At 72.8% G+C, this 12367-nt stretch carries 13 protein-coding genes and 1 riboswitch; of the genes, 3 read left to right on the forward strand and 10 right to left on the reverse strand.

Annotation, left to right across the window (positions count from 1 at the left end):
- Position 1: 1 nt before the first annotated feature.
- Positions 2–745, forward strand: coding sequence for an amino acid ABC transporter ATP-binding protein (locus tag D2L64_RS14325; RefSeq protein ID WP_119576472.1), 744 nt, complete (start codon positions 2–4; stop codon positions 743–745).
- 126 nt (positions 746–871) lie between these two features.
- Here D2L64_RS14325 and D2L64_RS14330 read toward each other — a convergent pair whose 3' ends face one another.
- From D2L64_RS14330 to rpe, 8 genes are all read right to left on the reverse strand, one after another.
- On the reverse strand, positions 872–1354 hold the full coding sequence (locus tag D2L64_RS14330; RefSeq protein ID WP_119576475.1) for an RICIN domain-containing protein: 483 nt from the start codon (positions 1352–1354) through the stop codon (positions 872–874).
- Positions 1355–1701: 347 nt separating this feature from the next.
- Positions 1702–2202: a 6,7-dimethyl-8-ribityllumazine synthase gene (gene ribH / locus D2L64_RS14335; RefSeq protein WP_119576478.1), complete on the reverse strand. Its 501-nt coding sequence runs from the start codon at positions 2200–2202 to the stop codon at positions 1702–1704.
- Between the two features lie 6 nt (positions 2203–2208).
- On the reverse strand, positions 2209–3480 hold the full coding sequence (locus D2L64_RS14340; RefSeq protein ID WP_119576481.1) for a bifunctional 3,4-dihydroxy-2-butanone-4-phosphate synthase/GTP cyclohydrolase II: 1272 nt from the start codon (positions 3478–3480) through the stop codon (positions 2209–2211).
- The gene (gene pnuC, locus D2L64_RS14345; protein WP_119576484.1) at positions 3477–4175 is read right to left on the reverse strand and encodes a nicotinamide riboside transporter PnuC; all 699 of its coding nucleotides are present in this window, start codon (positions 4173–4175) and stop codon (positions 3477–3479) included. Before pnuC ends, D2L64_RS14340 begins: the two co-directional genes overlap by 4 nt.
- Positions 4172–4813: a riboflavin synthase gene (locus D2L64_RS14350; RefSeq protein ID WP_119576486.1), complete on the reverse strand. Its 642-nt coding sequence runs from the start codon at positions 4811–4813 to the stop codon at positions 4172–4174. The genes pnuC and D2L64_RS14350 overlap by 4 nt, the downstream gene beginning before the upstream one ends.
- A 2-nt stretch (positions 4814–4815) precedes the next feature.
- Positions 4816–5877, reverse strand: coding sequence for a bifunctional diaminohydroxyphosphoribosylaminopyrimidine deaminase/5-amino-6-(5-phosphoribosylamino)uracil reductase RibD (gene ribD, locus D2L64_RS14355; protein ID WP_119576489.1), 1062 nt, complete (start codon positions 5875–5877; stop codon positions 4816–4818).
- Between the two features lie 139 nt (positions 5878–6016).
- A riboswitch (FMN riboswitch) is annotated at positions 6017–6189 on the reverse strand.
- 58 nt (positions 6190–6247) lie between these two features.
- Positions 6248–7228 carry a GGDEF domain-containing response regulator gene (locus D2L64_RS14360; RefSeq protein WP_119576492.1) on the reverse strand — a complete coding sequence of 327 codons (981 nt, stop codon included), beginning with the start codon at positions 7226–7228 and terminating at the stop codon, positions 6248–6250.
- A gap of 1 nt (position 7229) precedes the next feature.
- Complete coding sequence (gene rpe, locus D2L64_RS14365) at positions 7230–7910, reverse strand: ribulose-phosphate 3-epimerase (RefSeq protein ID WP_119576495.1); 681 nt, start codon at positions 7908–7910, stop codon at positions 7230–7232.
- 248 nt (positions 7911–8158) lie between these two features.
- On the opposite strand from rpe, the gene D2L64_RS14370 reads away from it, so the two are divergent.
- Both D2L64_RS14370 and D2L64_RS14375 read left to right on the forward strand, forming a co-directional pair.
- Positions 8159–9046: a septum formation family protein gene (locus D2L64_RS14370; RefSeq protein WP_119576498.1), complete on the forward strand. Its 888-nt coding sequence runs from the start codon at positions 8159–8161 to the stop codon at positions 9044–9046.
- Between the two features lie 73 nt (positions 9047–9119).
- Positions 9120–10004, forward strand: coding sequence for a septum formation family protein (locus D2L64_RS14375; RefSeq protein ID WP_119576501.1), 885 nt, complete (start codon positions 9120–9122; stop codon positions 10002–10004).
- 21 nt (positions 10005–10025) lie between these two features.
- Here the strand turns inward: D2L64_RS14375 and D2L64_RS14380 are convergent, their stop codons facing one another.
- Both D2L64_RS14380 and fmt read right to left on the reverse strand, forming a co-directional pair.
- Positions 10026–11486: an RsmB/NOP family class I SAM-dependent RNA methyltransferase gene (locus D2L64_RS14380; protein ID WP_407663104.1), complete on the reverse strand. Its 1461-nt coding sequence runs from the start codon at positions 11484–11486 to the stop codon at positions 10026–10028.
- Complete coding sequence (gene fmt / locus D2L64_RS14385; RefSeq protein ID WP_119576829.1) at positions 11441–12367, reverse strand: methionyl-tRNA formyltransferase; 927 nt, start codon at positions 12365–12367, stop codon at positions 11441–11443. The genes D2L64_RS14380 and fmt overlap by 46 nt, the downstream gene beginning before the upstream one ends.

Genomic DNA, 12367 nt, shown 5'->3' on the forward strand with positions numbered 1-12367 from the left:
CATGGACGTGTTGCGCTGCCGCGGGCTACGCAAGGAGTTCGGCGGGCAGGTCGTCCTCGACTCGCTCGACCTGACCGTGGCCGAGCACCAGGTGGTGGCCCTGATCGGCGCCTCCGGGTCGGGCAAGTCGACCCTGCTGCGCTGCGTCAACCTGCTGGAGGAGTTGCACGACGGGACGATCGAGCTGGACGGCGAGGAGATCTCCGCGCCGGGGGTCGACCCCGACCAGGTACGCCGCCGCATCGGCATGGTGTTCCAGTCGTACAACCTCTTCCCGCATCTGAACGTGCTGGACAACATCACCCTGGCGCCCCGCCGGGTGCACGGCCGCTCCCGGCGCGAGGCCGAGGATCGGGCCCGGGAACTGCTGGCGCGGGTGGGGTTGGCGGCGAAGGCCGACACCTTCCCCGATCGGCTCTCCGGCGGCCAGCAGCAGCGGGTGGCGATCGTCCGCGCGCTGGCCAACTCGCCCCGGCTGCTGCTGCTCGACGAGGTCACCTCGGCGCTGGACCCGGAACTGGTGGGGGAGGTACTCACCATGATCCGCGACCTCAAGGCCGAGGGGATGACCATGGTGCTGGCCACCCACGAGATGAGCTTCGCCCGCGACGTGGCCGACCAGGTCTGTTTCCTCGACGCCGGCCGGGTGGTCGAGTCCGGCCCGCCGGAACAGGTGTTCGGCGGCCCCACCCAGCCGCGTACCCGCCAGTTCCTGGCCCGGATCATCGAGGCCGGCCGCCTCTGACGGTGCGCGCCGCCCGGCGTGCCCGCCTCACCCGGCGGCCCCGTCCGCCCGGCGGCACCCCGGGCGGACGGGTTCTCGCCACGACCGCGTCGGTATCCGCTTGCCGCGGCTACCGTCGGTTCTTGCTCAGACCCAACGCTGGTACCTGTTCGCCCCGTCGCACGGGCTGGTGTACGCGTTGCCCGCGTGGTTGCTGTCGAGGCACCGGTTGGTGGCGATGTCGCGGATGTGCGTCGCGCTCTCGGGGTTCAGCGACCAGTTCTGGTACGCGTTGTAGCCGTCACACGGGCGGGTGTAGACGTTTCCCGCGGCGTTGCTGTCCAGGCACAGGCCCGTCGCGATGTTCCTGAGCAGGTGGTGCCCCAGGGGGCTCCTGATCAGCTCCCAGGTCTGGTAGTTGTTCCCACTGCCGCAGGGATTGGTGTACACCTGGCCCGCGGAGTTGCTGTCCAGGCAGCGGCCGGTCATGGCGCTGCCGAACGCGCTCACGGTGTTCGCCGCCTGCGCCGGTGCGACCAGCACCGTGCCGGCGGCGGCGGTGGCGGCCAACACGGTGAATCCTCGCCGTAGCCACCGACGAAACGCCCGGGCCTCCGTGTGACGTGTCATGTCAACTCCCTGCCTCGATCGCTCCGTCCACTGTGGACGGAGAACGAACACGGCTCCGGAACGTCGAGGTCGTACCGACGGCGTCCGGAGCGCGACTCACCGACCAAGACGTCGGACGTGGCCGCCAGGGTGCAGCCACCGCAAACTTTGACCCTCCGCATCCAGGCGACCACAATCCGTCCCGCCGAACGCCCCGCCACCGCCCAGTCCCCCACAAACCGAATCGCCGCGTCGATCAAGAGCTTCGCGTCGGGATGCCCGCGGAGAGCGACGCAAACTTCTTGATCGACACGGCGATCGGGTGGGGTAACGGGTGGGCGGGGTGGGGGTGAGCGAGGGTGGGGCTGTCAGGCGCCGAAGCCGACGCGCTGGTTGGCGGAGGTGGCGACCTGGCGAACGGCCAGGGCGGCGTCGAGGGCGGCGATGGTGGACGCCCAGCCCTTGTCCTCGGCGGAGTCGGGCAGGCCGGCCCGGTCGCGGGCCTGCTCGATGGTGTCGACGGTGAGCACCCCGTGGGCGACCGGCTTACCCTCGTCCAGGGCGATCCGGGTCAGCCCGTCGGTGACCGACCGGCAAACGTAGTCGAAGTGGGCGGTGGCGCCGCGTACCACCACGCCGAGGGCGACCACCACGTCGCAGCGACGCGCCAGCGCCTGCGCCACCACCGGCAACTCCACCGAGCCGGCGACCCGGGCGACCGTCGCCCGCGCGCCGCACGCCGCCGCGGCGGCGACCGCCCGCTCCACCATGTGGTCGGTCAACTCGGCGTGCCAGCGCGCCGCGACCACGCCCACGGTCATCCCGGACGCCTCCACCGGGGTGGCCCCCGGCTCTCCGAAACCCGCCATCTGGTCCTACACTCCGATCTCGTTGTCGGCCACCGGGCGGCCCATCGGCGCCTCGGCCGTCTCGTCCAGGTCGAGCAGGTGCCCCATCCGGTCCCGCTTGGTACGCAGGTAGCGCATGTTCTCCGGGTGCGTCCGTACCGGCAGGCTCTCCCGGCCGGTGACGGTCAGACCGTAGCCCTCCAGCCCGGCCCGCTTGGCCGGGTTGTTGGTCAGCAGCCGCATCGAACGCACTCCGATGTCGTAGAGGATCTGCGCGCCGGTGCCGTAGTCGCGCGCGTCGGCCGGCAGGCCCAGGTCGAGGTTCGCGTCCACGGTGTCCCGACCCTGGTCCTGCAGCTGGTACGCCCGCAGCTTGTGCAGCAGCCCGATGCCCCGCCCCTCGTGTCCACGGACGTAGAGGACCACGCCACGCCCCTCCCGGGCCACCCGGTCCAGCGCGGCGTTGAGCTGGGGCCCGCAGTCGCAGCGCACCGAGGCGAACACGTCGCCGGTGAGGCATTCCGAGTGCACCCGCACCAGTACGTCCCGCCCGTCGCCGATCTCGCCCAGCACCAGCGCCACGTGCTCGGCCGAGTCGTACTCGCTGCGGTAACCCAGCGCCCGGAACACCCCGTGTTCGGTGGGCATCCGGGCATCGGCGACCAGCTCCACCTGCCGCTCGGTACGCCGGCGGTAGGCGATCAGGTCCGCGATGGTGACCAGGGTCAGCGTGTGCTCGGCGCAGAACTTCTCCAGGTCCGGCAGCCGCATCATGGTGCCGTCGTCGTTGACCAGTTCGCAGAGCACCCCGGCGGGGCGCAGCCCGGCCAGTCGGGCCAGGTCGACGGCGGCCTCGGTGTGCCCGGAGCGCCGCAGCACCCCGCCCGCACGTGCCCGCAGCGGCACCACGTGCCCGGGCCGGGCCAGGTCGGCCGGGCCGGTCGCGGGATCGGCCAGCAGCCGGATGGTGTGCGCCCGGTCGGCCGCGGAGATGCCGGTGCTGATCCCTTCCCGGGCGTCCACGGTCACCGTGTACGCCGTCTGCCGCCGGTCCTGGTTGGTGTGGTGCATCGGCGGCAGGTCGAGCCGGTCGGCCTCGCTCTCGGTGAGCGGCACGCAGATGAAACCCGAGGTGTGCCGCACGGTGAAGGCCAACAACTCCGGGGTGGCCAGTTCGGCGGCGAAGATCAGATCGCCCTCGTTCTCCCGGTCCGCGTCGTCGATCACGACGACCGGCCGGCCGGCGGCGATGTCCGCCAGCGCCTGTTCGATGCTGTCGATGGAACCCGGTTCGGTCATGCCACGGCCTCCGTGTAGGTCGACGGGATGCGGGCGGCCGGGCGGGTGTTCCGCGCCGTCCGCCACCAACTGGCCAAGCCCCACACACAGAGCGCGCCGTAGACGAGGTACATGGCCGCGGACGGGTAGAAGCCGCCGCGCAGCAGCAGCGGTACGCCGACCGCGTCCACCGCGATCCAGATCAGCCAGAAGTCCACCCAGCCGCGGGCCATCCCGTACGTCGCCAGCAGGCTGCCGGTGAGGATCCAGGCGTCGGGCAGCGGCCCCCAGGAGCCGAGTGCGGCCAGCACCGGGTAGGCCAGCGCGGTGCCCAGCACCGCGGCGGCGAACAGACCCAGCCGCTCGGCGCCGGTAGCCCAGCGGGGCGCCACCGCCGCACCGTCGGCGGCGGTGCCGAGGCGTCGGGTCCGACTCCAGCGCCACCAGCCGTAGAGGCTCACGCCGAAGAAGAAGACCTGCCGGCCCGCCTGCCCGTACAGGTCGTGTGCCTGCGGGGTGGCGAAGGCACCGCCGAGGAAGACCGTGAACAGCAGTGCGTTGCCGATCATGCCGAGCGGCCAGGCCCAGACCAGCCGGCGCAGGCCGAGCAGCGCCGAGCCGAGCCCGAAGACGTTGCCGACGACCTCCCGGACCAGCACCGGCGACCCGGCCGCCTCGACCTCGGCGGTGAGCAGCCAGCCGATCACGCCGGTCATGCCGACACCGGCCCGGACCCGGTGCCGTCGGGCCGGTCGACCGGCGACCCGGCACCGAGCAGCCGCTCGACGTACTTGGCCAGCACGTCCATCTCCAGGTTGACCTGGTCACCGGGGGTCCGGGCGCCGAGCGTGGTCAGCGACAGGGTGGTGGGGATCAGCCCGACGGCGAACCAGTCGGCGCCAACCTCGGCGACGGTCAGCGAGACCCCGTCGACGGTGATCGACCCCTTCTCCACCACGTACCGGGCCAAGCCGGCGGGCAGCCGGAACCGGACCGTCTCCCACCGTGGCGCCGGTTCCCGCGACAGCACCTCCCCCACCCCGTCGACGTGCCCCTGCACCAGGTGGCCGCCGAGCCGGCTGCCGAGGGCGGCGGCGCGCTCCAGGTTGACCCGCTCGCCGGCACGCAACGCCCCCAGCGCCGAACGGCGCAACGTCTCACCCATCACGTCCGCGGTGAACACTCCGCCGTCGACGTCGACCACGGTGAGGCAGACGCCGTTGACCGCGATCGAGTCGCCGTGCCGGGCGTCGGAGGTGACCAGTGGGCCACGGATCGCCACCAGCGCGGAATCCTCTGCCGTCGGGGTGATCCCGACGACCTCGCCCAGTTCCTCGACGATGCCGGTGAACATGTCTAGCCCTCCCTCTTACGGGGCAGCGCGGTGATCCGCAGATCGGGACCGATCTGGGTAACGTCGGTGATCTCCAGATCGATGGCCTCGGCGATGGTCGTCACGCCGGCGTCGACAAGTGCGGCGGGGCCGGCACCGAGCAGCCGCGGTGCGAGGTAACCGACGACCCGGTCGACCAGGCCGGCCGCGAGGAACGCCCCGGCCAGTCGGGGGCCGCCCTCCAGCAGCACGGCCCGTACGCCCCGGGTGTGCAGGGCCGCCAGCAGCGCGGGCAGGTCGACGCCACCGGTGGCACCGGCACCCACCTCGTCGGCGGTGGCGATCCAGGTGGCGGCGGCACCGTCGCGGACCTGGGCGTCGACCGGGGTACGCCCGGCCGAGTCGACGACCACCCGCAGCGGCTGCCGGATGGCCAGGCTGCCGTCGCGCAGGTTGCGCACGGTGAGCCGGGGGTCGTCGGCGAGCACGGTGCCCACCCCGACGATCACCGCGTCCACGGTCGCGCGGAGTGCGTGCACGTCCATCCGGGCCGCCTCGGACGTGATCCACATGCTGGTGCCGTCGGCCGCCGCGGAGCGCCCGTCCAGCGTCGCCGCGTACTTCCAGATCACGTACGGCCAGCCTCGCCGCATGGCGGTCAGCCAGGCGATGTTGCCGCTCTCCGCCTCGGCGGCGCGTACCCCCAGGTCGACCCGGACACCGGCGGCGCGCAGCGTGGCGGCGCCACCGGCCGCGACCGGGGTGGGGTCGGGCACCGCGATGACCACGCGGGCCACGCCCGCCTGCACCAGGGCGGTGCTACAGGGGCCGGTGCGACCGGTGTGGTCGCAGGGTTCCAGGGTGACGACGGCGGTGCCGCCCCTGGCCCGCCGGCCGGCCTGGGCCAGCGCGACGATCTCGGCGTGCGGCCCACCGGCGTAGGCGTGGAATCCCTCGCCGACCACCTCGCCGTCGGCGTCGAGCAGCACGCAGCCGACAACCGGATTGGGACTGGTCGCGCCGAGCCCGCGCGCCGCGAGCTCGATCGCGCGCCGCATCGCCTCGTCGACGGAGACGCTCGCCATCGCCTGGCCCTGCCCTCTCGCTCTGCTCGCGCGGGCAGGGAGGTCTGGGCGGCAGGCGGGGGATTCCGGGAACGGCACGGCCGCCCCGGACGGGTAGCGCGCACGCCGACGATCGGCGAGCACACGCCCCTTCCGTCCCGCGCGCTGTCTCCCATCCGGACTGTCTGGGCGCGGACGAGCCGCCCCCAACCGTCGGCCCCGGATTCTCACCAGGTCCACCGGGCGGACGAACCGCTCCCGGGTCGCGGGCTTACCACGGTCGGACCGTGGATCACCGCCGGTTCGGAATTACACCGAGTCCCGCCAGCGCGTGGTGGGTACTGAGGGAAGTCTTACACGCCGACCGGGGGATGTGACTACTCCTGGCGAGCTACTTCACAAAACGGTGGTTGGGGTCGGCCACCCCGCGGCGGCGGTCCACCGCGACGTACGAGCCGGGTTGGCTCTTGGCCACGGTCTTCATCTCGGAGGCGATCGTCATCGCGTCGAGGGGGTCGGTGAGCCGCTTGTCGGCATCCGAGATGGAGACGCCGATCGAGAGAGTGACCAGCGCGGCCCGCCGGATGTTGCCCCGCCGGTCCTTCAGCTCCACGTAACCGCGTTCCCGGTCGGTGTGGTCGTAGAGCGCGTCCGCGGCCTTCTCGAAGTCGGCCGACACCCGGGAGGTGAGCGGCAGGACCTGTTCGGGGGTGCAGACGAAGACGAAGTCGTCGCCGCCGACGTGGCCGAGGAACGCCGGTGGCAGCGCCACCGAGACCACCGCCCGGTGCAGGCTGCGGGCCAGCGCGGAGATGAAGTCGTCGCCCCGGGAGAACCCGTACCGGTCGTTGACGCTCTTGAACCGGTCGATGTCGATGTAGCCGACCGCGTAGTCGGCACCGCCGCGGACCCGGTCGGCGATCTCCTGCCGGATCCGGCTGTTGCCCGGCAGGCCGGTCAGCGGGGAGACCTCCCGGAACTCCTTGTTACGCCGCAGCGTCGAGGTGACCCGGGCCAGCAGTTCCAGGGTGTCGAAGGGTTTGACCAGGTAGTCGTCGGCGCCGGCGCTGAGCCCGTTGACCTTGTCCTGGGTCATGCCCTTGGCGGTCAGCATGATCACCGGCAGGGCGGCGGTCATCGGGTCGGCCCGCAGCCGGCGGGTCAGTTCCAGGCCGTCGACCCTCGGCATCATCAGGTCGACCACGGCCAGGTCGGGCCGCTGCCGCTCGATCAGTTCGAGCGCCTCCTGACCGTCGGCGGCCAGCACCACGTCGAACCCGTGCAGCCGCAGGTTGAACTCGACGAAGCGGGCGATGTCGGCGTCGTCGTCGACGACGAGGATCACGTCCTTGCGGTCGACGTCGGGTTCCACGTCAGCCTCCGGCCGCCGCGCGCTCCGCCAACTGCCGCAGCCGACGCACCGCCTCGGCCGGATCGTCGGCGCCGTAGACGGCGGTGCCGGCGACGAAGGCGTCCGCACCCGCGGCAGCGGCCTGCTCGATGGTGTCGGCGGCGATCCCGCCGTCCACCTCGATACGCAGCTCCAGGTGACCGGCGTCGACGTGCCGCCGCGCGGCGCGGACCTTGTCCAGCAGCTGCGGCAGGAACCGTTGACCGCCGAACCCGGCCTTGATGGTCATCACCAACAGCGTGTCGAAGCTCGGCAGCAGGTCGAGGTACGGCTCGATCGGGGTGTCCCGGTCGATCGCCAGCCCGGCCTTGGCGCCGGCCGCCCGCAGATCCTTGGCCAACGCCACCGGGTCGTCGCACGCCTCGGCGTGGAAGGTCACGTTGTACGCCCCCGCGTCGGCGTAGCCGGGGGCCCACCGGCGCGGATCGGTGATCATCAGGTGGACGTCGAAGGGCAGGTCGGTGGCGGCGCGCAGGCTCTGTACCACCGGCAGCCCGATGGTCAGGTTCGGCACGAAGTGGTTGTCCATCACGTCGACGTGTAACCAGTCCGCCGCGTTCTCGACAGCACGGACCTCTTCGGCGAGACGGGCGAAATCGGCGGCCAGGATGCTGGGCGCGACGATCGGCGGCGGTACGGTCACAGGGCCAGTGTACGAACGCGGCCACCAGCCGTCGGCAGCACGGCACCGACCGGGACACCCTGTGATCCAGAGGTGACCAATGGTGCAGAATCACCCTCTCCGGACCGGCGGGTCGGAACGAACGAGGGCCCCGACTGGCCGAACGGCCGAAACACGGCAACACTCCATCGGGGACTGTGACGGTAGCGTGCAGGCCGGTGGGTGCGGGAGCCGACAACCGGGCAAGCGGCTCCCGGAAAGGGCGGACGATGCGACGGTGGCTCGCGGCGCTGGCGCTGGCCAGCGCGGCTGCGATTCTGCTGAGCGGCTGTGTACGAACGGGCGGGACGGACGGCGATCTCACCAACAACTGGCCGGCGCTGCGCGCGCCGACGATGTTCGTCCCGGCCACCGACGCCTGCCTGCCCCGGGTCACCGCGGTGGTGCAGGCGAGCACCTACGAGACCGTGGACTGCGCGCGCAACCACCTGGCCGAGGCGGTGCACGTGGGATTGTTCACCGGGCCGGCGGCCGAGGGACGGCGACCCGAGCCGGGCTCGGTGGCGTTGCGGACCGCCCGCGCCGAGTGTGACCAGCGGACCCGCCTGGTGCTCGGCGGCGACTGGCACACCGCCCGGCTGACCCTCAACATCGCCCTACCGTCGGTGTCGGCCTGGAACGGCGGCGCCCGATGGTTCAGGTGTGACCTGAGCGAGACCGACAGCATCGACAACACCCGGCCGGTCAACCGCACCGGCAGCCTGCGGGGTGCGCTGATCGGCGACTCGCCGCTGGTGCACCGGTGCTTCGACCCGAAGCTCATCGGCAACAGCCTGAACTACATGGCGCCGGTGCTGTGCACCGAACCGCACGGCGCCGAGTTCGTCGGGGTGTACCTCGAGGAGAACATGAGCTGGGAGGAGTTCAGCAACTCCGCCAGCCGGGCGCACCGGCGCTGCATGGAACTCATCGCCGGATTCGCCGACGTGCCCAACAACGCCGACCTGCCCTACCGGGCCGGTTCCATCTTCTACCCGCCGTCACAGCGCGAGTGGGAGGAGGGCGACCGCGGCGTCCGTTGCCTGCTCTGGAGCGACGACCGCAAACTCACCGGTTCGATGCGCGGAGTCGGCCCACAGGGTCTACCGGTGACCTGAGGCCGGTGCCGTATGCTCCCGCTGCGTGACGGACCGCGAACCGCGGCGGCACGCGAGCGGAAGGGCGACGGGGATGCGGCGGTGGCTGGCCGGGATCGCGCTGGGCGCGGCGGTGACGCTGACCCTGGCCGGCTGCACCAGGCCGGCCGGAACCGACGGCGACCTCGTCGACGACTGGGCCCCGATGGCCGCGCCCACGGTGTTCACCCCCGAACCGCAGACCTGCCACGCCCAACCGCAGGAGGTCGGCTACCTCGGCGCGTACCGCCCGGTCGACTGCGCGCAGCCGCACCGGGCCGAGACCCTGCACGTCGGGACGCTGTCCGACGCGGGCGGGGCTGGGCCACCGGCCGACGGCAGCGCCCCGATGCGTACCGCGTACGCCGACTGCGACCGCAGGGTCCGGGCGGCACTGGGCGCCGACTGGCGTACCGGCCGGATCGGGCTGAGCGTCCTGTTCCCCTCGCCGACCGCGTGGACGGGTGGGGCCCGCTGGTTCCGCTGTGACGTCCACGAGACGCAGGGGCTCGACGTCCCGGTGCCGGTACGACGCACCGCCAGCCTCACCGGCGCGCTGTCCGGCCCCTCGCCGCTGCGGCACGGCTGCTTCAACGCCACGATCAGTGACGACGAGGTGGTCGAGATGACCGCCGTCGGGTGTCGCAACGGGCACCGGGCCGAGTTCGTCGGCCTCTGGCAGGCCCCGGACACCAGCTTCCAGGCGTTCGCGGACAATCCCGAGCGGACCCACCGCGCCTGCCGCAGCGCGGTCGCCGAGTTCGCCAAGGTGCCGGACGACGGCAACCTCCAGTTCCGCGTCGGCACCATCTTCTACCACCCGGCACCGCAGGAGTGGCGCAACGGCAACCGCGGCGTGCAGTGCTTCCTGTGGAGCAGCGACCGGCTCCTGAACCGCTCGCTGAAGGGTGCCGGCACCCGGGCCCTGCCGGTCAACTGAGCCGACCGGCAGGCACCCGGATCAGCCCCGGCGCAGCACCGCCAGGAACATCGCGTCGGTGCCGTGCCGGTGCGGCCACAGCTGCACCGTCGGCCCGTCACCGAGCCCCGGCATACCGGCCGGCAACAGCGGCCGGGCGTCGACGAAGTCCACCGGCATGCCGGAGCGGCGGGCCGCCTCGGTCACCGTCACATGCGTCTCCACGGTGTGCGGCGAGCAGGTCACGTACGCCACCACCCCGCCGGGACGGACCGCCCGCAGCCCGGCGGTGAGCAGCTCACGCTGCAACCGGGTCAGCGCCGGCAGGTCCGACGGTTGGCGCCGCCAGCGTGACTCCGGCCGGCGGCGCAGCGAACCCAGGCCGGTGCACGGCGCGTCGACCAGCACCCGGTCGAAGTGCTGCTCGGGCAGCTTCGGCTCGGCGCCGACCAGCCGGCCGTCGGTGTTCAGCACGGTCACCGGCAGGCCCCTGGTCGCGCTCGACACCAACCGGGCCCGGTGCTCGGCGACCTCCACCGCGGTCAACCGGGCACCGCGCTGCGCCGCCAGCGCCCCGAGCAGGCCCGACTTCCCGCCCGGCCCGGCGCACAGGTCGAGCCAGCGGCCGTCCGGACCCTCCACCGCCGCCGCGGCCAGCGCGTCGGCCACCAACTGCGAGCCCTCGTCCTGCACGTGGGCCCGCCCGTCGGCGACCGCCGCCAGCTCACCCGGCGAACCACCGGCGAGATAGACCGCGTACGGCGAGAAGGCCCCGGGCGCGCCACCGGTCTCGTCGGCCAGCTCGACGGGGTCGATCAGCCCCGGCCGGGCGCACAGGTGCACCGGGGGACGCTCGTTGTCCTCGATCAGCAGGCGGGTGGTCTCACCGAGGTCGCCACCGAGCGCCTCGCTGAACGCCCGGATGATCCACTGTGGATGGCTGTAGGCGAGGGCGAGGTGACCGACGGGGTCGGTCTCCATCGACGGCGCCAGCCGCGACACCCACCCGTCCAGGTCACGCTCGGCCACCTCGCGCAGCACCGCGTTGGCGAAACCGGTGGCCCCCTGACCGACCATGCGGACCAAGTCGACGGTCGAGGAGACCGCCGCGTGCGCGGGCACCCGGGTGTGCAGCAGTTGGTAGGCGCCGATCCGCAACGCATCGCGTACCGGCGGGTCGATGCGCTGCACGTCCCGCCCGGCAGCGGAGGTCAGGATCGCGTCGAGGGTGCCGAGATGACGCAGCGTGCCGTAGGTCAGCTCGGTGGCGAAGGCGGCGTCCCGGCCGGTCAGCCCCTCGTCCCGCAGGATCGCCGGCAGCACCAGGTTGGCGTACGCGTCGTCCCGGTTGACCGCCGCGACGGCCTCGTACGCGACGTAGCGGGGTCGGTCCGCCGCCGGTCGTCCCGAGGGACGTGCGCCCCGACGGTCGGTGCCCCGGCGGGCAGCGGTGTCTCTCACGCCAACTCCTCCCCGGCACCGACCCGGGCGCCGCGCGCCCAGTCGGTCGCCGGCATCGCCCGCTTACCCGCCGCGCGCACCTCGCCCAGCCGAACCGGGACCGTGGCCGTGCCGGCCAGCACCCGGGTCTTCTCCACCAGCAACTCGCCGGGCTTGAGGTCGGGGCCGTCCGGTGCCGGCACCACCGGCCCCAGCTTGACCCGCTCGTCGCGGAAGGTGGTCCACGGGCCGGGTGCCGGGGTACAGGCACGGATCCGGCGGTCCACCGCGAAGGCCGGGTCGGCCCACCGGATCCGGGCGTCCTCGACGGTCAGCTTCGGCGCCAGCGAAACCCCGTCGGCGGGCTGCGGCTCGGCCCGCGCGGTGCCCTCGGCAAGCGCGTCCAGGACCGCCACCAGCAACCCGGCGCCGCTGTGCGCCAGCCGATCGAGTAGGTCACCGGAGGTGTCGGAGGGGCGGATCTCGTCGGTCAGGGTGCCGTAGACCGGCCCGGTGTCCAACCCCTCCTCCAACTGGAAGACGCTGGCACCGGTCAGCTCGTCGCCGTGCAGCACGGCGTGCTGCACGGGTGCCGCCCCACGCCAGGCCGGCAGCAGCGAGAAGTGCAGGTTCACCCAGCCATGCCGGGGAATCTCCAGCGCCACCGGCGGCACCAGCGCGCCGTAGGCCACCACCGGAACGCAGTCCGGGGCGAGGGCGCGCAGCCGGTCCAGGAACTCCGGCTCGCGCGGCCGGGCCGGGGTGAGCACCTCGATGCCCCGCTCGTCGGCCCAGGCGCCGACCGGCGAACGGACCAGGCCACGACCTCGACCGGCCGGCGCATCCGGCCGGGTGACCACGGCGACCAGTTCGTGCCCGGACTCGGCGACGGCGGCCAGCGCGGGCACGGCGACAGCCGGCGTACCGGCGAAGATCACACGCAT

The sequence above is a fragment of the Micromonospora radicis genome (genome assembly GCF_003583405.1).
Taxonomy (GTDB): domain Bacteria; phylum Actinomycetota; class Actinomycetes; order Mycobacteriales; family Micromonosporaceae; genus Micromonospora; species Micromonospora radicis.